Origin of the sequence: Serratia sp. 2723 (assembly GCF_050434425.1) — a bacterium.
In the GTDB taxonomy this organism is placed as follows: Bacteria; Pseudomonadota; Gammaproteobacteria; order Enterobacterales; family Enterobacteriaceae; genus Chania.
In genome coordinates this window covers 92,643-115,970 of record NZ_JBNDIN010000016.1, presented here as the reverse complement: position 1 = coordinate 115,970, position 23,328 = coordinate 92,643, and the positions used below count along the sequence as shown (strand labels likewise).

Below are 23,328 nucleotides of genomic sequence, written 5' to 3'. Positions count from 1 at the left end.
GCGGAACCTCACAGTTATCCCCCGCTAAATAAATAACTATGGCATAAATCGCTCACACCTCTTTAGGGTTAACCTGCGAAGACAGAGCCCGTACCACCTGCATTGAGGAGCGATGAGCGTTAGCAGTTTTTACTTTCTGACAAGGGACTCTCATGATCACTTTGCAATTCGCAATTATTATTATCTGCCTATTAGTCGGCACCCGATTTGGCGGTATGGGGCTAGGCTTAATAAGTGGGATTGGCTTATTTCTGCTGTGTTTTATATTCGGCTTAGAGCCAGGTAAACCCCCTGTAGATGTCATGCTCACCATTTTGGCGGTGATCGGCTGTGCTTCGGTGTTACAAACCGCTGGCGGTCTGAATGTCATGATGCAATACGCCGAGCGACTACTGCGCCGCCACCCGCAGCACATCACCTTGCTAGCCCCTTTTACCACCTGGACGCTGACCTTCCTGTGCGGTACCGGCCACGTGGTCTACACCATGTTCCCGATCATTTCTGATATCGCCATCAAAAAAGGCATTCGCCCAGAACGCCCTATGGCCGTCGCCTCTGTCGCCTCACAGATGGCTATCACCGCGTCCCCGGTTTCCGTGGCCGTGGTATCGCTGGTTTCGATCATTGCGGCCGGCCATGGGATCGGCAAAGCCTACTCGCTGCTGGAGATCCTGGCCGTTTCGATCCCGGCGTCGTTGGTCGGCGTATTGATGGCGGCATTGTGGAGTCTGCGCCGCGGTAAAGATCTGGATAAGGATGCGGATTTCCAGGCCAGGATCCAAGATCCGGAGCAGCGCGCCTATATCTATGGCGGCACCGAAACGCTGCTCAATCAAACATTTCCCAAGCAGGCTTACTGGTCAACGCTGATCTTCTTCGGCGCTATCGCTATCGTGGTCATGCTCGGTGCCTTTGCCGATCTGCGTCCTTCCTTTGCCGATGCCAAGGGCGTGTTAAAACCGCTGTCGATGAATCTGGTGATCCAGATGATGATGCTGATCGCCGGTGCCGTGATCCTGATGGGCTGTAAAGTCAAACCTAGCGATATCGCCAACGGTGCCGTATTCAAAGCGGGAATGGTCGCCATCTTCTCGGTCTTCGGCGTGGCATGGATGAGTGATACCTTCTTCCAGGCACATATGGGGGAGCTAAAGGTGGTGCTGGAAGACGTGGTGAAAAGCCAACCCTGGACTTACGCTATCGTCTTGTTCCTGGTTTCCAAACTGGTTAACAGCCAGGCCGCGGCTCTGACCGCCGTTGCACCAATGGCCTTGCAGTTAGGCGTCGAGCCTAAAATGCTGCTGGCCTTCTTCCCGGCGGCCTATGGTTACTTCGTGTTACCCACCTACCCAAGCGATTTGGCCTGCATCGGCTTTGACCGCTCTGGCACTACACGTATCGGTAAATTTATCATCAACCACAGCTTTATCATTCCTGGCCTGATCGGCGTCCTGTGCTCCTGCATCACCGGCTATCTATTAGTGATGACCTTCCTTTAGTCTCGTTTCTGCCGGCAGCGGGCGATCCCGTTGCCGCTGTTATCACTGCCGCAAAAAGCCAATAGTATCACTAGACGAAAAGTGCATAAGTCCCCTGTTTAAACTAAAAACATAAGCTAACCAGACCTATTTTTGTCCCCTCAGCGAACCGATATAATGTGAGCGCCATCACTTATAATCACACTTAACTACTGGATCCAAAATGCTCTCTTTACGCGCTCATCGCGCCATTCCGCTGTTTTTTAGCTGCTTGACCACCTTCACCAGTGTTTCCGTATTCGCCGACAATACCCTCTTCACCGCGATGGACGATCCGGCCACCGCCAAGAAGCCGTTTGATGGTAATGTTCAGGCTGGCTATAACGCCCAGTCAGGCAACACACAGAACTCGACCCTGCTGGCCAACACCACCATGACCTGGTTTAACAGCGATACGGCATACAGCCTGTGGGGCTCGGCGAACAACACTACCTCCTCCAACGTACGCTCCTCCGAGAAATACCAGGCCGGTGGCCGTACCCGTCATAATCTGACGGCTCGTAATTATATGTTCGGCCAGGTTGGCTGGTTGAACGATCGTTACAACGGTTATGATTCACGCTCTACGCTGACCGGGGGTTACGGGCGCCAGATCTTTAGCGACCCGCGCCAGGACCTGCGGGTCGAATTCGGCCCAGGCGTTCGCCATGATGAATACCACGGCGGTGGCCGTACCACCCGTGCCCTGGCCTATGGCGCTGCCAACTATTCCTACAGGCTGACAGACACGGCCCGTCTATCCGAAGGGCTATCCGCTTTGGCGAACGACGAAACCACCGTTAACTCCGAAACCGCGTTAAACGTCGCCATCAATAATGACTTCGCCCTACGGCTGGCCTACACGGTGGTCTACAACACCAAACCACCGGCCTCAGCACCGAAAAATACCGATACCACAACTTCAGTAACGCTGGTGTACGGTTTGTAATTTCGTCTTACAGATCCGCGTAGTCCACCTCTAAGCCCATAATTAATGGGCTTTTTTTATGCCCATTCGCGCATTGACCATTTTGCTAAAAATAATCCTATCCTTGCTTGACGACTTTAGCATTTTGATTAATACTGTATGCATATACAGTAATAATTGCTAAGGTAAAACCCATGATAAACCCGGCAAATGAGGCCAGTATCGACTCGCTTATCGTGGCCAACAGCCGCGTTATCCTACAGAACAACCCGCTGCGACAGCAGATCTGGGGTTAATGGGATGGAGAGATTAACCTCATTCATTACCTATTCCGCGGCACTGTTTCTCGCCTGGCTTGGCAGGCTCTCGCCGCAGGATGTTGCCTTTCTGATCGGCGCGGCTGTAGGGATCGGCACCTTCCTGGTTAATTGGTACTACAGACGCAAAAGTCTGGAGATCCTCAAAAGCATCGAGCGCGATGCAGCAGCACGGAGACTTTTTGATGAACTCAATCGTTAAGCGTTGCAGCGCCCTGGCCATTCTGACGATCGCCATGCTACTGCCACAGGCCAAGCGGATTAATACTTCCGAACAAGGGCTGTACCTGATTGCCGATTTTGAGGGGTGCCAGTTAACCCCGTATCAATGCGCAGCAGGGGTTTGGACGCAAGGTATCGGCCATACGGCAGGCGTTATTCCAGGTAAATCCATCACGCCAGTGCAGGCAGCGGAAAACCTGCTGGAAGATATCCGCCGGGTGGAGAGCCGCATCGCGGCCTGTCTGCCAAAGCAGATGCCCCAGGCCACTTATGATGCCGTCATGGCGTTTGCCTTTAACGTTGGTACGGGGGCCACCTGCCGCTCTACCCTGGTTTATTTCCTTAACCATGGCCAATGGCAGCAGGCTTGCGATCAGTTACCACGCTGGATTTATGTCAATGGCGTCAAAAACCGCGGGCTGGAACGCCGCCGGGCCGCCGAACGTGAGCTGTGCCTAAAAGGTCTCAGCACGCCGAATACCACCAGTTTCCCAGGGAAAGAACAGCTCGCTCAGTGACTTTTTCGAGCATTGCTGACGAATAGTTTTTCACCGTTTTATCAAGAGGGGGTCTCTATGATGCATTGTCCACTGTGCGGTAGCGTGGCACACACTCGCTCCAGCCGCTATCTGAGTGAGTCGACCAAAGAACGCTATCACCAATGCCGTAACATTAACTGCAGTTGTACCTTTGCCACCCATGAATCCGTGGCCCGGGTCATCGTTTCACCCGGCGACATCATTCCGGTGCAGCCTCACCCGCAAGAAGGCAAACAACGCGCCGCCGCGATGTAATGAAAAAAGGGGGATTACCATCTGGTAATCCCTTGGTTTCAAACCAATGCCATCAGAATAACGATAATCCAATCGGAGAGAATAGATGGTAAGCTTTAGAAAACCGGATCATTGAGATGATAGGGAGATCAAATGCAACAACTGGTCTTGGAACACTGGAGTTTTCATGCGCCAAAAACGACACAGCAAATCGTTGTTCCTGATGGCTGTCGGGATTTAATTTTCCTGACTGACAGAAATGGGCAACAGGAGATAATGATCACTGAGATCGACACCTGTGCCTATGGCGTAGAAAGCGCCGCAGGGGACCATTATGATGGTTTCCGGTTTCGGCCAGATTGTGTTATCGATGAGGGCAAATTATACCATTACCTCAACGCTTGCCGATTAACACCGGACCATCCAACATTACTGTCCATCATTCACGATACCGTTCGTGTGGATACGCAACTTGCCGAAATATTGCTGTCGTTACGGCTTGCCAACTCTCTGACTCAGGCAAGCCAGGAGTTGGGGATCAGCGTTCGTACTCTGGAACGACTGGTGAAGAACAAAACGGGCAAGAGCCCGTTATTCTGGCTTCGTCTATTACGAATGAGAAGAACTGCATCAATGCTATCTGCCTGTGATCCTGCCTCCCTGACAGAAATCGCACTAAACGGTGGCTATTGTGACCAATCGCACATGAACAGGGAGTTCCAGCATTGGTTAGGGATCACGCCTGCCGCATTCCGTATCAATCCCCATTGGCAACAGGCGTTTGGTGAAGGCTACGATTAAGCCATGACGGAACAGATCTCGACGAGGTTATGCTCTGGATCTGCCACATAGCAGATCGTTTGCCCCCAAGGCATGTGCTGAATATCTTCAACCAGCACCGCACCGGCATCCAGCGCTGTTTTTAGCGCTTTCGGCACATCGTCGGTAGTGAAGGCAATTTCAAACACCGGATGATTATAATCACTTTTAGCGCTCTTTTTGCCCTGCCCAGCCAGCAACTCTCTTGAGCAAAATGACAGCCGCGTGGCACCGGTAGCCAATTCTCCCCAGTCCCCACTTTCATGCAAACAATGGATCTCAAAACCAAAGGCTCGATGATAGAAATCCATCGTTTGCTGCACGTTATCAACATATAAAATCGTATAGGCAAATTGCATTGCAGGCGCTCCATTCAGCTGTCAGTGACGGTAGTTTCACAAATCCGCCTTCCCGCGTATTGGATAAATACGACAGGCTAATTAACGTACGTCCCCCTCCCTCCTCGTCAAACACCAACACCATGCCCGACGCACCATAAAAAAAGGGGATTACCATAACGGTAATCCCCTTATCACTATTAACTTTTGGATGCTGCTTAGTTAACGCGGTTCAGACGCTCTTTGATACGAGCAGACTTACCAGTACGTTCACGCAGGTAGTACAGTTTGGCTTGACGAACGGCACCACGACGTTTAACAGTAATGCTGTCGATTACTGGGGAGTGAGTCTGGAATACACGCTCAACACCTTCGCCGTTGGAAATCTTACGAACAGTGAATGCAGAGTGCAGACCGCGGTTACGAATAGCGATAACCACGCCCTCGAATGCCTGCAGACGTTTTTTGCTACCTTCAACGACCCATACCTTCACTTCCACGGAATCACCCGGACGGAATGCAGGTACGTCTTGCTTCATCTGCTCTTGTTCAATTTGCTTAATAATGTTGCTCATAATATGTCTCTTACCCTAGGTAAACTGATATATCGGTCTCGTCGAGACAACGCTCAGACGTTCCCTTCATAGTCCTGTTACTTAGCTCGATGTTCCCGTTGGAACTCGGCCAGCAACACCTCTTGCTCGTCAGTCAGAGCTAGGCTTTCTAGAAGTTCAGGTCTTCTAAGCCAGGTACGGCCCAGCGACTGCTTTAAGCGCCAGCGACGTATCTCGGCATGGTTGCCCGACAGTAAAACTGGCGGAACCTCCATCCCTTCTAACACCTCCGGGCGGGTATAGTGCGGGCAGTCCAGCAATCCCTCAGCGAAGGAATCTTCCTCTGCCGAAGCCTGATGGCCCAGAACACCCGGTATAAAGCGGGCGACCGAATCGATCAGGGTCATTGCCGGTAGTTCACCGCCGCTGAGAACGTAATCGCCGATTGACCATTCTTCGTCAATTTCGGTTTGGATCACGCGCTCGTCTATCCCTTCGTAACGGCCACACACCAGGATCATCTTCTGGTTAGCCGCCAGTTCGCGCACACCGGTTTGATCCAGCTTGCGCCCCTGAGGTGACAGATAAATCACCTTTGCTCCCTCGCCTGCCGCTGCTTTTGCTGCATGAATAGCTTCCCGCAAGGGTTGCACCATCATCAACATTCCCGGGCCGCCGCCATAAGGGCGATCGTCCACGGTACGATGCCGGTCGTAGGTGAAGTCACGCGGACTCCAACACTGCACGCTCAGCAGGCCATTTTTTACTGCCCGGCTAGTTACCCCGTAATCGGTGATTGCGCGAAACATCTCAGGAAACAGGCTTACGATACCAATGAACACCAGCCAATCCCCATCTTGTTATTCCACTTGCTTCGACCATTAAATCCGGAGGTCAAAAACCAGGATCCCACTCAGCCTCGATAATCTTGGCGGCGAGATCGACTTTCTTGATAACCTGCCCATGAAGAAACGGGACCAACCGCTCCTTCATACCGAATGCATCTTTCAGGTTTGCCCGCACGACCATGACGTCGTTAGAACCGGTTTCCATCATATCGATGACTTTACCCAGTTCGTATCCGGAAGTGGTGACTACCTGGCAACCCATAAGGTCTTTCCAGTAGTAATCATCGCCTTCCAGCGGAGGCAACTGCTCGGAATCTACGACAATTTCGCAATTGGTCAGTAAATTCGCTGCATCCCGATCGTCAATGCCTTTGACCTTGATGATCAGATCCTGACTGTGGCGTTTCCAGTCTTCCAACTCGACAAACTGCCACTGACCAGAGCGCTGGATTAACCAGGGCTGATAGTCAAATATGCTTTCGGCGTTCTCGGTGGATGAAAACACTCTGAGCCAACCACGGATGCCGTAAGTAGACCCCATCTTACCGAGTACAATCGGCTGCTTAGGTGCTACCGGTTTGAGTTGCTTGCTCATTGCCACCACCGCGACAGATTAAGCTGCTTTCTTAGCGTCTTTGATCAGCGCGTGAACGCGATCAGAAACGGTAGCACCCAGACCAACCCAGTGCTCAATGCGATCCAGGTCCAGACGCAGTGCTTCAGCCTGACCAGATGCGATTGGGTTGAAGAAACCTACACGCTCGATGAAACGACCATCACGAGCATTGCGGCTGTCGGTCACTACTACTTGATAGAACGGACGCTTTTTAGCGCCGCCACGTGCCAAACGAATTGTTACCATAACATCCTCTTTAGTTAATAAAACAGCCGGGCCCCATTGAGGGACGGGGCCCGGTTGCAATATAAAAAGCCCGAAAATTTTACTCATTTTGGCGCAAAAAGCAATCTAAAGCGTAGATTGCCGGTAATTCGTTTTTGCGCCATCACGCTCTCGGACAGGTTTTACCGTGATCGGTAAATCGACAAACCCGCCACAGCCTTGCTGCGGCGTGGTTTTAACGGCCTGGGAAGCCCGGCGGCATCATGCCTTTCATGCCGCGCATCATCTTCGCCATTCCGCCTTTTTTCATCTTTTTCATCATGCGCTGCATATCGTCGAATTGTTTTAACAACCGATTAACATCCTGCACCTGCATGCCGGAGCCCATCGCAATGCGACGTTTGCGTGAACCCTTGATAATTTCCGGCTTGGCACGCTCTTTCAACGTCATTGAGTTAATGATCGCCTCCATGCGTACCAGCACTTTGTCATCCATCTGCGATTTGACGTTGTCCGGCAGTTGGCCAGCGCCCGGCAGTTTGCTCAACATGCTGGCCATACCGCCCATATTACGCATCTGCTTGAGCTGGTCGAGGAAGTCGGTCAGATCGAAACCGTCGCCCTTCTTCAGCTTGCTAGCCAGTTTTTCCGCCTGTGCGCGGTCAACCTTGCTTTCGATATCTTCGATCAGCGACAGCACGTCGCCCATGCCGAGAATACGTGAGGCCACGCGATCCGGATGGAATGGCTCCAGCGCGTCGGTTTTCTCGCCCACGCCGAGGAATTTGATCGGCTTGCCGGTAATGTGGCGAATAGACAACGCCGCACCGCCGCGCGCATCACCATCGACCTTGGTCAGCACTACGCCGGTCAACGGCAGCGCTTCGTTAAAGGCCTTGGCGGTGTTGGCCGCATCCTGGCCGGTCATGGCGTCGACCACAAACAGGGTTTCCACCGGCTTGATCGCCGCATGTACCTGTTTGATTTCGTCCATCATCGCTTCATCGACGTGCAAGCGGCCTGCGGTATCGACGATCAGCACGTCGTAGAACTTCAGCTTGGCCTGTTGCAGCGCACGGTTAACAATGTCGATCGGTTTTTCTTTCACGTCTGACGGGAAGAAGTCGATGCCGACGCCTTCCGCCAGGGTTTCCAACTGCCGGATCGCCGCAGGGCGATACACGTCGGCAGAAACCACCAGGACTTTTTTCTTCTGTTTTTCTTTCAGGAATTTGCCGAGCTTGGCCACGCTGGTGGTTTTACCCGCACCTTGCAGGCCGGCCATCAGCACCACCGCCGGTGGCTGCGCCGCCAGGTTCAGCTCGGTGTTCACTTCGCCCATCGCGGCAATCAGCTCGCTCTTGACGATTTTGACGAACTCCTGGCCCGGCGTCAGGCTTTTGTTAACTTCATGCCCAACCGCGCTCTCTTTCACGCGGTTGATGAAGTCACGCACTACCGGCAGCGCAACGTCCGCTTCCAGCAATGCCATACGCACTTCACGCAGGGTTTCTTTAATGTTCTCTTCGGTCAGCCGCCCACGGCCACTGATATTGCGCAGGGTGCGCGACAATCGATCGGTTAAATTTTCAAACATCGTCTCATGCTCAACGTAAGAGTCAGGCCGCAGTGGCGACACAATTGCGGCGATTATAACACGTTGCTACAACGATCTCTGCCTCAGCGTTGGAGATTGGTTGGAGTAGGGGCCGCTCAACGTTATACTGGCATTCCAATTAACCATGCCGATGCTAAATAACGCTATGCCAGTATTCTCTCTTGTGGCTTTGATGGCCTACCTGCTCAGCCTTGGACTGATCATTCCCAGTTTGTTGCGGAAGAATAGCGCATACCGTCGGCTGGCGCTGGTTTCGGCCGTGGTGGCGCTGATCTGCCATGCCATCGCCCTCCAGCAGCGCATTTTTGACGTCAGCGCCGGGCAAAATCTCAGCCTGCTGAACATCGGCTCCATCGTTGGCCTGATTATCTGTTCGGTGATGACCTACGTCGCCTCCCGCGATCGCGGCTGGTTCCTGCTGCCGATCGTCTACAGCTTTGCGATGATCAACCTGGCATTCGCCTGCTTTCTGCCTGGCGAGTTTATCACCCATCTGGAAGCCAGCCCGGAGCTGATGGTGCATATCGGCCTGGCGCTGTTCTCTTACTCCACCCTGATTATCGCCACGCTGTACGCCCTGCAACTCGCCTGGCTTGATTACCTGCTGAAACATAAAAAACTCGGTTTCAGTGCCGATATGCCGCCGCTGATGAGTATTGAGCGCAAGATGTTTCATATCACCCAGATCGGTGTGGTATTGCTGACGCTGACGCTGTGTACCGGCCTGCTGTATATGGACAACCTGTTTAGCAAAGAGAACGTACATAAGGCGGTGCTGTCCATCATGGCGTGGTTTGTTTATATCGTGCTGCTGTGGGGCCATTATCACGAGGGCTGGCGTGGCCGCCGCGTGGTCTGGTTCAGCTTTGCCGGCTCTTTTCTGCTTACCATGGCCTACTTCGGGAGCCGCCTGCTCCAGGAACTGATGATGGTGCGCTAAGTCTGGCCTGGCGCTCCATCGCCCCGCTGAGGCACTCTTCTCCCCCAACATAAGGAATACCGCGTTGGAGCACGTTTCGACTGAGACCCTCATTTTCATTTTGGTGATTATGGTCGCGGTCTCCGCTTATTTTTCAGCATCCGAAACCGGCATGATGACGCTCAACCGCTATCGTCTGCGCCACTTGTCCAAACAGGGCAACCGTGCCGCACGCCGAGTAGAGAAGCTGCTGCAAAAGCCTGACCGCCTGATTGGCCTGGTGCTGATTGGCAACAACCTGGTCAATATCCTGGCCTCTGCGCTGGGGACCATCGTCGGGATGCGCCTGTATGGCGATATTGGCGTGGCAATCGCCACCGGGGTGCTGACCTTTGTCGTGCTGCTGTTCGCCGAAGTGTTACCCAAAACCTTTGCCGCCCTCTATCCTGAACGCATTGCCTTCCCTAGCAGCTTCCTGCTGGCCCCGCTGCAAAAAGTCATGTTCCCACTGGTGTGGCTGCTCAATGGCATTACCACCCTGCTGCTGCGGATTTTCGGCATCCGTACCAACGTACGCATCAGCGGCGCGTTGAGCAAAGAGGAGCTGCGCACCATTGTGAACGAGTCCCAGTCGAAGATTTCGCGCCGTAATCAGGACATGCTGATTTCAGTGCTGGATCTGGAGAAGGTGACGGTGGATGACATCATGGTGCCGCGCAACGAGATCGTCGGAATTGATATCAACGACGACTGGAAGTCGATCATGCGCCAGCTGACACACTCCCCACACGGTCGAATCGTGTTGTACCGCGATTCGCTGGACGACTCCATCAGCATGCTGCGCGTCCGTGAAGCCTACCGGCTGATGACCGAGAAAAAAGAGTTCAACAAAGAGAACCTGCTGCGAGCGGCCGATGAGATCTACTACGTGCCAGAGGGCACGCCACTCAACGTTCAACTGGTGAAATTCCAGCGCAACAAAGAGAAGGTCGGCATCGTGGTCGATGAGTATGGTGATATCCAGGGGCTGGTGACGGTTGAGGATATCCTCGAAGAAATCGTCGGCGATTTCACCACCTCAATGTCACCTACGCTGGCGGAGGAAGTGAATCCACAGAGCGATGGCTCGGTATTGATCGATGGCAGTGCCAACGTGCGCGAACTGAACAAGGCTTTCAACTGGACGCTGCCAGCCATTGAGGCCAGGACCATCAACGGTATGCTGCTCGAAGAGCTGGAGGAGATCCCCAGCATCGGGACCAGGGTACGCATCAGCCACTATGATATCGATATCCTCGACGTACAGGACAATATGATCAAGCAGGTGCGCGTCACGCCGATTAAATCCTTACAGGCAAGTGTGCAAAACCACTAGGCCCCTCACCCTAACCCTCTCCCACAGGGAGAGGGGACCTATCGAGTAAGCTGAAAGTATCGTGGTTCTTCATAAGCATCGGTGATTGAAAGGACGATCTAGTTTGCTTAGCTCACCTCTATTACTTCCAAAAGAGCCGGGACTACCAGCTCCCTCTCCCTGTGGGTTTGGGTTTGGGTGAGGGGCAATCGGGCTGCTTGATCAGCTCTATTACGTCCAAAAGAGTAGAGACTACCAGCTCCCTCTCCCTGTGGGAGAGGGTTGGGGTGAGGGGACCTAGATGTGCAACTCTTGCAGCTTATCTTCCGGCAACGCCAGCTCTTCGTTATGGTTCACTACCACGCCGTGCTCAAGAATATGCTTGGCAATTTCCTGCGCCTCTTCCAGCGAGTGCATATGGTAGGTACCGCATTGGAACTCATTGAGCTCAGGGATCTTGCGCTGGTCAGTCACCTTCAAGACGTCGGCCATCGCGGCTTGCCAGGCATCAGCCACGCGCTGCTCTTCCGGTACGCCAATCAGGCTCATATAGAAGCCGGTACGGCAACCCATTGGCGAGATATCGATGATCTCCACGCCGTTACCATTCAGATGGTCGCGCATGAAGCCAGCGAACAGATGTTCCAAGGTATGGATCCCACGCTCTGGCATCACTTCCAGATTCGGGCGACAGAAGCGCAGATCGAATACGGTGATGGTATCCCCATGAGGGGTTTGCATGGTTTTAGCAACGCGGACAGCCGGAGCCGCCATGCGAGTATGATCTACGGTAAAGCTATCCAGCAGTGGCATGTCATCACCTCTTGGTAAAATGAATTTATTTCGAAACTTTTTTCGTACCGATGAAACCTTTTCCAACCCTGCGGGTCTTAATCTATGAAAGACGCGCATTTGTTATCATCATCACTGTTTTCAGAGATGAGTATTTGGCCACAGTGATGTGGCCTTTTTCTTTTTCAGCCCCCGCCGTTTTCCTTCAGGAACTGTTCAAAGCTTAGCGTGTCACTGGCTTCTATGTCACGCTGGCGCTGCCACGAGGCTTGCTGCTCCTGAGCGAATTGCTCTTCGGTCAGCAGTTCCAACGGCTCCGCTATCAGCATTTTGCGATATTTTTCCGCCAGTTCCAGGCCAACGTTACCGGTGCCTTGCGCTTTCATTTCCTTGAGGATACGGGCCGAGAACGTCAGCTCCGGATCGTCAAACGCCGCCACCAGTTGTTCACACACCTGCTGATATTGTCGATCGCCCGCTTCGCTATCCAACACCTCGGCCACCCGCTTCAGATCGGCAAACAGCGCTTTGCCAACCTTATCCAACGGTTCACGGGTATCGTTACAGCCGATGCCGATGGTCTGGCCTGGCTTACGCCCTTCCAGGATCACCCGATTCCAGTTTTTACGGGTGCACAACAGTTCATCACTGCTCATTTCTGGCGCATCCGCCAGTACGCACCACACCAGGAACAGATCCAGGAAACGCGCCTGCACCGCATCCACACCGATTGGCGAGAATGGGTTGATGTCCAGCGAGCGTACTTCGATATACTCGATACCGCCGCGTAACAGTGCATCTGACGGTGTCTCACCGCTGTGGGTGACGCGTTTTGGCCGGATCGGGGCATAGAGTTCGTTTTCGATCTGCAACACGTTGCTGTTCAGTTGCAGATAGCGATCGCCCTCTTTTACTCCCAGCTTGGCATAGTCTTCTGAAGGCGTCGCAATCGCACGCTTCAGACCTTGCACATAGGTTTGCAGATCGTTAAAGGTAATACCCAGATTACTCTGCGACTTATTGGTATAGCCCAGATCGCTCAGGCGCAGCGAGGTGGCATAAGGCAAATAACACATGCCCCGTTCATTGCGCTCAAACGGCAAATCGGTTTCTCGGCCTTTGAGGAACGAGGAACAGATGGCTGGCGATGCCCCGAACAGATATGGGATCACCCAACCAAAGCGGTAGTAGTTGCGGATCAGGCGGAAATATCCCGCAGAGATCTGCTCTTTACCACTCTCTTCATCTTCAACGCCGGCCCACGCCTGCCAAAACTCCAGCGGCAGGGAGAAGTTGTAGTGCACACCGGAAATGGTTTGCATCAACGCGCCGTAGCGGTTCTTCAGCCCCTCCCGGTACAGCGTTTTCATCCGCCCAACGTTGGAGGTGCCAAATTGCGCCAGTTCGATGTCCTGCTCGGCGTTGATAAAGCACGGCATGCTCAACGGCCACATGCGCTCATCACCCAGATTGCGCGCCACGTGACGATGGATATCGCGCAGGAACGTCAGCAAGTGATCGAGGTCGTCATCAACCGGTGTAATAAATTCTAATAGCGCCTCGGCAAAGTCCGTGGTGATCCAATGGTGCGTTAATGCCGCCCCCAGTTGTTCTTGATGACCCGTGCTGGCAAGCGTGCCATCCGCAGTTACCCGCAGTGTTTCACGCTCAATACCGCGCCGGATCCCTTTTAATGCATGAGGGTGGGCTTCCAACCAGGAAAGCGCCTGTGATACGTCCGGGATCAAATTGACCTCCCGCTTCTAAAAACGATAGCTGTAAGCATACTGAATCCGCTCCCTAGAGAATATTGAGTTATATTCACTTGGTTAATGCCACCAGGCGATACCCTGCAGCGTAATCATCGTCAAGATGATGTAACGCAACGCTTTTCCGATACACAGAAACAGCGTAACGGCACCCCATGGCATGCGCAGCCAGCCTGCCAACACGCACAATAAATCGCCCACAACCGGCACCCAACTGAGCAACAGCGCAGCCGGGCCAAAGCGTTGTAACCAACCAAGAGCCGTTTCCAGCCCGCGTTGTGGTTTCAACGCCGGTAACAGACGCCCGATAATGACGTTGGTCAACCCACCCAGGGTATTTCCCAACGTTGCAGCCAGCACCAGTAAACCTGGTGAAGCGCTGCTGTTGGTCAACAACGCAACCAACACGATCTCCGAATTGCCAGGCAACAGCGTCGCACTAAGGAAGCTGCTGCCAAACAACGACATGACCGCCAACGTACTACTCACAATGCGCGAACGTCTACCACGGCCATATTGGCGCTTCTGGCGGCCCGAATGCCGAAATCGGCATCTTCAAACACCACGCAGTGCTCAGGAGGCACGCCAATCAACTCCGCACAGCGCAGGAAGGTATCCGGCTCCGGCTTGTGGCGTTGAACATCATCAGCACCAACGATGGCATCAAAGCAGTCGAACAGCCCTAAATGACGCAGCAACATCTCCGCCATCCGGTGCTCACTGCCCGTCCCCACGGCCATGGGGCGACGGCCATGATAAGACTTCACTACTTCAATCAGCGGCAATGGGCGCACCGTGTCTAATAGCATGCTTTCTACCGCACGGGTTTTCTCGGCGGCCAGTTGATGAGGATCGAGATCGGCCTGATGTGCGGCAATCACCGCCTGCGCAATGCGCCAGGTAGGTGAACCGTTCAGCCCTGTCATGGCGGCCGCATCAAACTTCATTCCGTAACGAGCCAACACCTCGTGCCACGCCTTGAGATGCGTCGGCTCGGTGTCCAGAATGGTACCGTCCATGTCGAAGATCAGACCCTGATAGCGATCATACATCGTGACTCCATGACCATTGAGCAAAGAAAGCTACTTTAGCGTAAAGCCGGAAGGTTGTCGCTGCCAGAGCATGACGGAAAATGCGGTGTAGAAGAGAGCTTATAAGAAGCAAAGACGGAAGCTGGAAAGCAGAAAACGAAAAACCCGCCGAAGCGGGTTTCTCTATAAAATGGTGCATCCAGGAGGACTATTCAGCACAATCCTGCGCTTCACCCGTTGGGCCGTTGCAGTGCAACGTTATCCTCCCTAGTGCTACCTTCCATATTGTATCTATCTACAAATTAGCGTTTGCGATAAGTACATTATAATATGGTGCATCCAGGAGGATTCGAACCTCCGACCGCTCGGTTCGTAGCCGAGTACTCTATCCAGCTGAGCTATGGATGCAGTTTTATTTTTTAGCGATGGGTTTCGTTCCGTGAAACTTCACTTGAAGAATGGTGCATCCAGGAGGATTATTCAGCGCAAGCGCTTCACCCGTTGGGCCGTTGCAGTGCAACGTTGCCTCCCTACTGCTACCTTCTATATTGTATCTATCTACAAATTAGTATTCGCGATAGGTACTTTATAATATGGTGCATCCAGGAGGATTCGAACCTCCGACCGCTCGGTTCGTAGCCGAGTACTCTATCCAGCTGAGCTATGGATGCACAGGAATTCTTTTTTGATACCGTATGGTATGTCGTTACTACCCCACCATACTGCAAAATATGGTGCATCCAGGAGGATTACTCAGCGTAACCGCTTCGCCCGCCGGGCCGTTGCTAAAGCAACGTTATCCCCCTTTGTGCTACCTTTCAGCTCGCATTCATCTGTAAGCTAAAAACTCTCAGACAAACACTTCGTAATATGGTGCATCCAGGAGGATTCGAACCTCCGACCGCTCGGTTCGTAGCCGAGTACTCTATCCAGCTGAGCTATGGATGCAAATGGCGGTGAGGCGGGGATTCGAACCCCGGATGCAGCTTTTGACCGCATACTCCCTTAGCAGGGGAGCGCCTTCAGCCTCTCGGCCACCTCACCAGTACGCTTCTTGCGAATCGTGCCTAACTTGCTTTAGAGAAGCTCATCGGCACTGCGTGGCGCACATATTACTTTCCCGGGTTTATAAGTCAAACAATTTTTCCCAACTCTTGCGCGTTTGCACAAATCACAGGCAACATGAGTAATTTCGCGGCAAAAAGAGTGCTTTATCAACAGGAAAATGCCGTGCTAACGCGGATAAGAGTTTGATCGCAGGAGAAAGATTATTGGCAAAAAGAGTGAGGGAGATAACTGGCAACGTGAAAGAAGGAGGTAAAGCGGGTCAAGAAAAGCAAGGAGCGTCTCGCTATAGAACGAGACGCTACTTAGAAATCAGTAAGTCGTCTGTTGAGACTTCTCGGCCTGGATGCGCTGGTAGATTTCTTCACGGTGAACAGACACCTCTTTGGGGGCATTCACACCAATACGAACTTGGTTGCCTTTAACCCCTAGCACTGTGACCGTAACCTCATCGCCAATCATGAGGGTTTCACCAACTCGACGAGTCAGAATTAACATTCTTTGCTCCTTGAAAGATTAAAAGAGTCGGGTCTCTCAGTTTCCCCGCCATTATCCATTATATGTAGTGAAAACGTAAGTCAAGAACCCACAATAAATGTAAGCAGACTTGGTGTCACTCCAGATTAAGAATAAGTTTAGCTGACCTGGAAAACTTTGTTCCCGCAATTATCACAACATTGTGTTAGCACAGTCTAAAAACGCCATAAGCCGTAGTGGTTTACGGCGTCAGTAACGTGCCTATTTATTTATATTCACAGTTTCGCGGCCACCCAGGCCTCTACGCTGTTTAATGCCGCAGGCAAGGCGTTGGCATCACTGCCCCCAGCCATTGCCATATCAGGGCGTCCACCCCCCTTGCCACCAACCTGCAGTGCGATGTTGCCGATCAGCTCGCCGGCTTTAACCCGGTCGGTCAGATCTTTGGTAACACCCGCAATCAGGCTGACTTTGCCTTCTTCCACCGTGGCTAACACGATGATCGCAGAACCCAGCTGATTTTTAAGATCGTCAACCATGGTACGCATGGTCTTCGGTTCAACGTTATCCAACTGGCTGACCAGCAGTTTCACGCCATTGACCAGCTTGGTTTGACTCGATAGCGAAGCGCTTTCCTGCGCAGCTTGCTGATCTTTCAGCTGTTGCAGCTCCTTTTCCAGCGCGCGAGAGCGATCAAGTACCGCACGCACCTTATCACTCAGGTTATTGCTGTCACCCTTCACCAGGTGAGCAACATCCTGTAACAGGTCACTTTGCTGATGCAAGGTCGCTATCGCCCCTTCACCTGTCACCGCTTCAATACGACGGATACCGGCTGCGGTACCAGACTCACTCTGAATGCGGAACAGGCCGATGTCACCGGTACGGTTGGCATGCGTACCGCCACACAGTTCGGTAGAGAAATCCCCCATGGTCAGCACACGCACGTGGTCATCGTACTTCTCGCCAAACAGCGCCATCGCACCCTTCTCTTTGGCATCGTCCAACGCCATCACTTCGGTCTGCACCGACAGGTTACGACGGATCTGCTGGTTAACCAAATCTTCTACCGCGCGGATTTGTTCTGGCTTCATCGCTTCGGAGTGCGAGAAGTCAAAACGCAGGTACTTGTCGTTAACCAACGAGCCTTTTTGCGCTACGTGCTCACCCAGGATCTGGCGCAATGCCGCATGCAACAGGTGAGTGGCGGAGTGGTTCAGCCGAATACGGTTACGGCGTACGCTGTCGATCGCCGCATCAACGCGGTCGTTCAGCTTCAGCGAGCCGCTAGCCAGCTTGCCCAGGTGACCGATAGCCTGGCCATATTTCTGCGCATCGCTCACCACAAATTCACTGCCGGCCGCTTTCAGCACGCCTTTATCGCCGACCTGGCCACCCGATTCGCCATAGAATGGCGTTTCGTCCAGCACCACCACGGCCTCTTCACCCGCATGGATCTCAGCCACCGGCTGACCATCACGGAACAGAGCGGTAACTTTCGCCTGTTGCTCTTCGCGATCGTAACCATTGAACTGGCTTGCGCCGTCAACACGGATCAGGCTGTTGTAGTCCGCGCCAAAACCGCTGGACTCACGCGCACGGCGGCGTTGAGCCTCCATCGCCTGCTCAAAGCCTTGCTCATCAACCTTGAGACCACGCTCACGGCAGACGTCGGCGGTCAGATCCACCGGGAAACCGTAGGTATCATACAAACGGAATGCCGTTTCGCCATCCAGGGTATCGCCCTGCAGCTTGGCCAGTTCGTCATCCAGCAGCGCCAAACCGCGCTCTAGCGTACGAGCAAACTGTTCTTCTTCGGCTTTCAGTACCTGCTCAACCTGTGCCTGCTGACGTTTCAGTTCATCGGCAGCCGGGCCCATCACTTCGATCAACGGAGCAACCAGCTTGTAGAAGAAGGTATCCTTCGCGCCCAACATGTTGCCATGACGGATCGCGCGGCGAATGATACGGCGCAGCACGTAGCCACGGTTTTCATTCGACGGGATCACACCATCGGCGATCAGGAAAGCACAAGAACGGATATGGTCCGCAATCACGCGCAGCGACTTGTTACCCATATCGGTTGCGCCGGTCAGTTTAGCAACGGCAGCAATCAGGGTGGTGAACAGATCGATTTCGTAGTTGGAATTGACATGTTGCAGCACCGCAGCGATACGCTCGAGGCCCATGCCGGTATCCACCGAAGGCTTCGGCAACGGCAGCATGGTGCCATCAGACTGGCGGTTGAACTGCATGAACACGATGTTCCAGATCTCGATATAGCGATCGCCATCTTCTTCCGGGCTACCCGGAGGGCCACCCCAGATATGGTCACCGTGATCGAAGAAGATCTCGGTGCACGGGCCGCATGGGCCGGTGTCACCCATCTGCCAGAAGTTATCGGAAGCAAAGGCCGCGCCTTTGTTATCGCCGATACGGATGATGCGTTCCGCAGGCACGCCAATCTGCTTCTGCCAGATGTCGAAGGCTTCGTCATCGGTCTCATAGACGGTGACCCACAGCTTTTCTTTCGGCAGGTTGAACCAGTTTTCACCGGTCAGTAGTTCCCACGCGTAGCTGATAGCATCGTGCTTGAAATAGTCACCGAAGCTGAAGTTGCCCAACATTTCAAAGAAAGTATGGTGACGGGCGGTATAGCCGACGTTTTCCAGGTCGTTGTGCTTGCCACCGGCACGCACGCAACGCTGTGAAGTGGTGGCACGCGAGTAGGCGCGCTTGTCCAGCCCCAGGAAAACGTCTTTAAATTGGTTCATGCCGGCATTGGTAAACAGCAATGTCGGATCATTGTTAGGTACCAGGGAGCTGCTTGCTACAACCTGGTGGCCTTTACTATGAAAGAAATCGAGAAACGCTTGACGGATCTCAGCGGTGCTCTTGCTCATAATTTTCCCGGAAAGACTAGAATAACGATGCGTGAAAGAGGCTCGACATCCTGACGATATCCTCTGGCTCACGAACTAAATGTGGGGATAAGATAAATTTTCTTCGGGGGGAAGTAAAACGCCGTGTGCATTCATTGTGCAAAATCACGGTAAATCGACTGAATTTCTTCCTGGAAGAAGCCGCGATAGAGCAGATAGCGCAACACCTTGGCCTTCTCTTTCCATTCTACCGGTAATGGATCGCCAAATTTGCGTAGCGCGATCTCCCTGGCTTGCTCACACCAATCGATTTCGCATTCCGCCAGTGCGTCCTGCACCATCTCTTTATCCACGCCCTTTTGCATCAGTTCTGAGCGAATGCGTTGCGCGCCATACCCTTTGCGGCTGCGGCTGGCGATAAAGCTATTGGCGAAACGCCGATCGTCCAGCCAGTTATGCTGGTAGCAATAACTAATCACCTGTTCAATGATTGCGGGATCGACGGGCTCTTCGGGGGGTTCTGTAGAGGATTTGCTACCGAATCTGGCGTTCGCCATAAATGGCGGCGCCGCAAGTTTGCGGCGCAGTTCGGCTTCACTATGATCGCGTTGGGACAATAGCCGCATCGCACGGCTAATCAACGTATTTTGCTGATTACTCGCAGATTGAGCACCTACATCATTCATATCGACAAGCCTTAGTGATCGGTATACGCCCTAAAGGGCATATACCGACCGGCAAAGATTAAAACTCTTCGCTGGTTTCTGCTTCGCTGTCATCTGCCTGCTCGGCACCGGCAGCAACGGGTTCACCATTGCTGTGCAGCAACAGGTCACGCAGTTTTTTATCCAGTTCCGCAGCAATAGCCGGGTTTTCTTTCAGGAAGTTACAGGCATTGGACTTGCCCTGACCGATCTTCTCACCGTTGTAGCTGTACCAGGCACCGGCCTTCTCGATCATCTTGTGCTTCACACCCAGATCGACCAATTCGCCACGGCTGTTGATCCCTTCGCCATACAGGATCTGGAACTCTGCCTGTTTGAACGGCGCAGCAATTTTGTTCTTCACCACTTTCACGCGGGTTTCGCTACCGATCACTTCATCACCTTCCTTGATCGCACCGATACGGCGGATATCCAGACGGACAGAAGCGTAGAACTTCAGGGCGTTCCCCCCGGTGGTGGTTTCCGGGTTACCGAACATCACGCCAATTTTCATACGGATCTGGTTGATGAAAATCAACAAGGTGTTGGCGTTCTTCAGGTTACCGGCCAATTTACGCATGGCCTGGCTCATCATACGTGCCGCCAGCCCCATATGTGAGTCACCGATTTCGCCTTCGATTTCCGCTTTCGGCGTCAGCGCCGCTACGGAGTCAACGATGATGACGTCAACCGCACCAGAACGGGTCAGCGCATCACAGATTTCCAACGCCTGCTCACCGGTATCCGGCTGAGAACACAGCAGGTTGTCGATATCCACGCCGAGTTTCTTGGCATAGATGGGATCCAGTGCATGCTCAGCATCGATAAACGCACAGGTTTTACCTTCGCGCTGCGCGGCGGCAATAACTTGCAGAGTCAGGGTAGTTTTACCGGAGGATTCCGGGCCATAAATCTCGACGATACGGCCCATTGGCAAGCCGCCTGCGCCCAGTGCGATATCGAGTGACAGCGAGCCGGTGGAGATCGTTTCTACGTCCATGGAGCGGTCTTCACCCAGACGCATGATGGAGCCTTTGCCGAACTGTTTCTCAATCTGACCCAGTGCCGCAGCTAACGCCTTTTGCTTGTTCTCATCAATAGCCATTTTTGCTCCTTCGTTGCGCAATGCCAGAATGACTCACATTGCCGCTGAATGTATGTTGTGCAGGAAATTGTCGCTAATTATACTGTATGGTCATACAGTATCAAGCCTAATTTTACAAAAATTCATCAAGCGCGGTTTGCAACGCAAAAAGGGTTGCCTGCAGGCGCACCGCATCGCGATCGCCGGTAAATTGCATTTTGCACGCCAGCACCCGGCCGGAACGTTCGGCAAAACCAAACCAGACGGTACCCACCGGTTTTTCCACACTGCCACCGTCTGGGCCGGCAATGCCGCTGACCGAAAGCGCCAGATCGGCCTTGGCCGCGTGCATCGCGCCCTGCGCCATCTCACGCACCACCTCCTCACTGACCGCGCCATAAGCCTGCAAGGTCGCTTCCGCCACCCCTAACAGTTCGTGCTTTGCCGCGTTGCTGTAAGTGACAAAACCGCGATCGAAATAGGCCGAGCTGCCGGCGATATCGGTAATTGCCTTGGCAATACCGCCGCCCGTACAGGACTCTGCGCAGCTGATCCAACGCCCATCGGCCTTTAGCCTTTTTCCGACGGCAATACTGAGCTCACGCAACCGCTTCTCACTCATGGCCTCTCCTTTTAATCAATCAAGGTATATGCGCCTGATGGTAGCATTTATCAAGCCTCTGCGGCATTTTACCGGCCGAAATGCCAAGCGCTTCGCAGCACTGCGGTTTTAAGCCGTTGTACTAACTGCTAGTATCGGGAATACGTCCAGCTTGTTGCGGCAAACCCGTTTGCCTCAATCTTCGACTAAAACAGGAAGGCCGAGTGAAAAAAACGTTAGGTGTATTCTTTCCGCTGTATACCACCACCCTGCTGATGCTGCTGGGTTCAGGGTTACTGACCACCTACATTTCCCTGCGGTTAACCTCCATCAACGTCAGCGGTGCCCTGATCGGGGCCATTATCGCCGCTAACTACATCGGCCTGGTGATCGGCGGCAAGGTCGGCCACTTTCTGATTGCTCGCGTAGGGCATATCCGCGCCTATGTCTCCTGCGCCGGGATCATTACCGCTGCGGTGCTGGGCCACGGCCTGACGGAATACATCCCGGTCTGGGTGGTGCTGCGGCTGATTATCGGCCTGTGTATGATGTGCCAGTACATGGTGCTGGAGAGCTGGCTGAACGATCAGTCTGAATCCAATCAGCGCGGCATGGTATTCGGCTTTTATATGGCTGCCTCCTACCTTGGCATGTCACTGGGGCAGATCGTGCTGATGTTGCAAGCCAACCTAGGCATCACCACGCTGCTGCTCATCGCGCTGTGTTTTTCCCTCTGCCTGGTGCCAATCGCCCTGACAACCCGCACCAATGCCCGGCATATGTCACCCGCCCCCATGGAGCTGCGCTATTTTTTACATGCCATTCCTAAAGTGTTGGCCACCACGCTGGTGATCGGCATGGTGGTAGGCTCCTTCTACGGGCTCGCGCCGGTATATGCCAGCCAGCAGGCATTGTCCACTCAGCAAACCGGCCTGTTTATGGCCATTGCTATCTTTGCCGGGCTGGTGGCGCAGTTTCCGCTGAGCTGGCTGTCAGACCGTTACAACCGCACGCTGCTGATGCGGGTTAACGCACTGCTGCTGGTGATTGCCGCCTTACCGCTGGCCCTATTGCCCCATATCGATTTCCCGGTGTTACTGATCGTCGGCTTCATGGTCAGCATGTTGCAGTTCACCCTGTATCCGCTGGCGGTAGCGCTGGCCAACGACATGATTGAGCCAGAACGCCGCGTTTCCCTGGCTGCCTGTCTGCTCATGGCGTTTGGCGTGGGGGCCAGCATCGGGCCGCTGGCCGTCGGTGCGTTGATCCAGCCTTTGGGTGGGAACATCCTGTACGTGTTTTTCGCGCTGTGTGGTCTGTTGATTATGGCTTGCAGCAGAACGGTCAAACAGGATGAGTCGCAGTTTGTACAAGATGCGCCGGTGCCCCATATCGCCATGCCAGACAGCCTCTCCAGCTCCCCGCTATCCCCTGCGTTAAACCCGACGTTCGATGAGCAGACCATTCAAGATACGATGCCCGCGCCGGAGGCCGCTCCCGATCCGCTAGTTCAGTTGGCGGAACCGCTGTCGGAAGAAGATCCAGCCCATTCTCAAGGTGCAGATCCCGAAGAAGATACCGGGCTGAAAAAAGCCTACACTATGCTATAGGTTAGCCAGGCGTGGTCCGCCACGCCCCACCCCAAAAACTGAAGTTTTTCTTATACCAATCAATAAAATTAGTAGCATAACTAATAAATAAAAAATCTTAACTTCACGATTTCAAAAAAAAACCCTTTATTAGCCACGAAGATAAATGCCAATGGCCCCCGCAATAACCGTTAGTTTTTTCATGTAATTGGCTTATTCCCTCCCCCGGTAGCACCAACTTAAAAATAAGTAAAACCCTCAACAATAAAAAGTTAACCACATGATT

General features: G+C 53.3%; 24 protein-coding genes and 4 tRNA genes. 9 read left to right on the top strand and 19 right to left on the bottom strand.

From position 1 onward, the window contains the following. The first annotated feature begins 152 nt into the window (after positions 1-152). The 6 genes from ABIE29_RS20465 (at position 153) to ABIE29_RS20440 (ending at position 4,558) form a co-directional block, all read left to right on the top strand. A complete protein-coding gene (locus ABIE29_RS20465) occupies positions 153-1,499 on the top strand; it encodes an anaerobic C4-dicarboxylate transporter (RefSeq protein ID WP_429620797.1) in 1,347 nt (448 codons plus the stop codon). 202 nt (positions 1,500-1,701) lie between these two features. Then, positions 1,702-2,466: a DUF481 domain-containing protein gene (locus ABIE29_RS20460; protein WP_429620795.1), complete on the top strand. Its 765-nt coding sequence runs from the start codon at positions 1,702-1,704 to the stop codon at positions 2,464-2,466. Between the two features lie 279 nt (positions 2,467-2,745). Beyond that, positions 2,746-2,964 (top strand): HP1 family phage holin, encoded by a 219-nt coding sequence (locus tag ABIE29_RS20455; RefSeq protein WP_429620793.1) that lies wholly within the window; start codon positions 2,746-2,748, stop codon positions 2,962-2,964. Then, entirely contained in the window at positions 2,948-3,502 is a 555-nt protein-coding gene (locus ABIE29_RS20450; protein WP_429620791.1) for a lysozyme, read from the top strand. The genes ABIE29_RS20455 and ABIE29_RS20450 overlap by 17 nt, the downstream gene beginning before the upstream one ends. Positions 3,503-3,559: 57 nt before the next feature. Continuing rightward, a complete protein-coding gene (locus ABIE29_RS20445) occupies positions 3,560-3,778 on the top strand; it encodes a DNA-binding transcriptional regulator (protein ID WP_179247308.1) in 219 nt (72 codons plus the stop codon). 132 nt (positions 3,779-3,910) lie between these two features. Beyond that, positions 3,911-4,558 (top strand): helix-turn-helix domain-containing protein, encoded by a 648-nt coding sequence (locus ABIE29_RS20440; protein WP_429620789.1) that lies wholly within the window; start codon positions 3,911-3,913, stop codon positions 4,556-4,558. Here ABIE29_RS20440 and ABIE29_RS20435 read toward each other — a convergent pair. The 6 genes from ABIE29_RS20435 to ffh all read right to left on the bottom strand — a co-directional run bounded on the left by ABIE29_RS20435 (position 4,555) and on the right by ffh (position 8,754). Then, entirely contained in the window at positions 4,555-4,935 is a 381-nt protein-coding gene (locus ABIE29_RS20435; protein ID WP_074032104.1) for a VOC family protein, read from the bottom strand. The two genes, ABIE29_RS20440 and ABIE29_RS20435, sit on opposite strands and share 4 nt — an antisense overlap. A 197-nt stretch (positions 4,936-5,132) precedes the next feature. Then, positions 5,133-5,489: a 50S ribosomal protein L19 gene (gene rplS / locus ABIE29_RS20430; RefSeq protein ID WP_004712521.1), complete on the bottom strand. Its 357-nt coding sequence runs from the start codon at positions 5,487-5,489 to the stop codon at positions 5,133-5,135. A gap of 77 nt (positions 5,490-5,566) precedes the next feature. Beyond that, complete coding sequence (gene trmD, locus ABIE29_RS20425) at positions 5,567-6,310, bottom strand: tRNA (guanosine(37)-N1)-methyltransferase TrmD (protein ID WP_021182185.1); 744 nt, start codon at positions 6,308-6,310, stop codon at positions 5,567-5,569. A 52-nt stretch (positions 6,311-6,362) separates the two neighbouring features. Further along, a complete protein-coding gene (rimM, locus tag ABIE29_RS20420) occupies positions 6,363-6,911 on the bottom strand; it encodes a ribosome maturation factor RimM (RefSeq protein WP_021182184.1) in 549 nt (182 codons plus the stop codon). 18 nt (positions 6,912-6,929) lie between these two features. Beyond that, positions 6,930-7,178: a 30S ribosomal protein S16 gene (gene rpsP, locus ABIE29_RS20415; RefSeq protein WP_004932501.1), complete on the bottom strand. Its 249-nt coding sequence runs from the start codon at positions 7,176-7,178 to the stop codon at positions 6,930-6,932. A gap of 214 nt (positions 7,179-7,392) precedes the next feature. Further along, positions 7,393-8,754, bottom strand: coding sequence for a signal recognition particle protein (ffh, locus tag ABIE29_RS20410; protein WP_021182183.1), 1,362 nt, complete (start codon positions 8,752-8,754; stop codon positions 7,393-7,395). 166 nt (positions 8,755-8,920) lie between these two features. Here ffh and ABIE29_RS20405 point away from each other — a divergent pair, with 166 nt between their 5' ends. Both ABIE29_RS20405 and ABIE29_RS20400 read left to right on the top strand, forming a co-directional pair. Beyond that, positions 8,921-9,715: a cytochrome C assembly family protein gene (locus ABIE29_RS20405; RefSeq protein WP_429620820.1), complete on the top strand. Its 795-nt coding sequence runs from the start codon at positions 8,921-8,923 to the stop codon at positions 9,713-9,715. Positions 9,716-9,779: 64 nt separating this feature from the next. After that, a complete protein-coding gene (locus ABIE29_RS20400; protein ID WP_429620783.1) occupies positions 9,780-11,069 on the top strand; it encodes an HlyC/CorC family transporter in 1,290 nt (429 codons plus the stop codon). A 276-nt stretch (positions 11,070-11,345) separates the two neighbouring features. Here ABIE29_RS20400 and luxS read toward each other — a convergent pair whose 3' ends face one another. The 13 genes from luxS to pncC all read right to left on the bottom strand — a co-directional run bounded on the left by luxS (position 11,346) and on the right by pncC (position 21,474). After that, positions 11,346-11,861, bottom strand: coding sequence for an S-ribosylhomocysteine lyase (gene luxS / locus ABIE29_RS20395; protein WP_429620781.1), 516 nt, complete (start codon positions 11,859-11,861; stop codon positions 11,346-11,348). A 164-nt stretch (positions 11,862-12,025) separates the two neighbouring features. Beyond that, positions 12,026-13,588 carry a glutamate--cysteine ligase gene (gshA, locus tag ABIE29_RS20390; protein ID WP_429620779.1) on the bottom strand — a complete coding sequence of 521 codons (1,563 nt, stop codon included), beginning with the start codon at positions 13,586-13,588 and terminating at the stop codon, positions 12,026-12,028. An 81-nt stretch (positions 13,589-13,669) separates the two neighbouring features. Further along, entirely contained in the window at positions 13,670-14,098 is a 429-nt protein-coding gene (locus ABIE29_RS20385) for a YqaA family protein (protein ID WP_024530730.1), read from the bottom strand. Continuing rightward, entirely contained in the window at positions 14,095-14,661 is a 567-nt protein-coding gene (gene yqaB / locus ABIE29_RS20380) for a fructose-1-phosphate/6-phosphogluconate phosphatase (RefSeq protein WP_429620777.1), read from the bottom strand. The genes ABIE29_RS20385 and yqaB overlap by 4 nt, the downstream gene beginning before the upstream one ends. 310 nt (positions 14,662-14,971) lie before the next feature. Further along, positions 14,972-15,048: transfer RNA gene (locus ABIE29_RS20375), tRNA-Arg, on the bottom strand. A 186-nt stretch (positions 15,049-15,234) separates the two neighbouring features. Continuing rightward, positions 15,235-15,311 (bottom strand) — tRNA-Arg (locus ABIE29_RS20370). Between the two features lie 200 nt (positions 15,312-15,511). After that, positions 15,512-15,588 (bottom strand) — tRNA-Arg (locus ABIE29_RS20365). Between the two features lie 3 nt (positions 15,589-15,591). Next, positions 15,592-15,684 (bottom strand) — tRNA-Ser (locus ABIE29_RS20360). Positions 15,685-16,017: 333 nt separating this feature from the next. After that, complete coding sequence (gene csrA / locus ABIE29_RS20355; RefSeq protein ID WP_004091602.1) at positions 16,018-16,203, bottom strand: carbon storage regulator CsrA; 186 nt, start codon at positions 16,201-16,203, stop codon at positions 16,018-16,020. A gap of 254 nt (positions 16,204-16,457) precedes the next feature. Next, on the bottom strand, positions 16,458-19,085 hold the full coding sequence (alaS, locus tag ABIE29_RS20350) for an alanine--tRNA ligase (RefSeq protein WP_429620765.1): 2,628 nt from the start codon (positions 19,083-19,085) through the stop codon (positions 16,458-16,460). A 131-nt stretch (positions 19,086-19,216) separates the two neighbouring features. Continuing rightward, positions 19,217-19,750, bottom strand: coding sequence for a recombination regulator RecX (gene recX, locus ABIE29_RS20345; RefSeq protein ID WP_429620763.1), 534 nt, complete (start codon positions 19,748-19,750; stop codon positions 19,217-19,219). A gap of 58 nt (positions 19,751-19,808) precedes the next feature. Further along, on the bottom strand, positions 19,809-20,873 hold the full coding sequence (gene recA, locus ABIE29_RS20340; protein ID WP_429620761.1) for a recombinase RecA: 1,065 nt from the start codon (positions 20,871-20,873) through the stop codon (positions 19,809-19,811). A gap of 112 nt (positions 20,874-20,985) precedes the next feature. Next, the gene (pncC, locus tag ABIE29_RS20335; RefSeq protein WP_429620759.1) at positions 20,986-21,474 is read right to left on the bottom strand and encodes a nicotinamide-nucleotide amidase; all 489 of its coding nucleotides are present in this window, start codon (positions 21,472-21,474) and stop codon (positions 20,986-20,988) included. 203 nt (positions 21,475-21,677) lie between these two features. On the opposite strand from pncC, the gene ABIE29_RS20330 reads away from it, so the two are divergent. Next, positions 21,678-23,063, top strand: a complete 1,386-nt coding sequence (locus ABIE29_RS20330; protein WP_429620757.1) for an MFS transporter — start codon at positions 21,678-21,680, stop codon at positions 23,061-23,063. Positions 23,064-23,328: the final 265 nt, after the last annotated feature.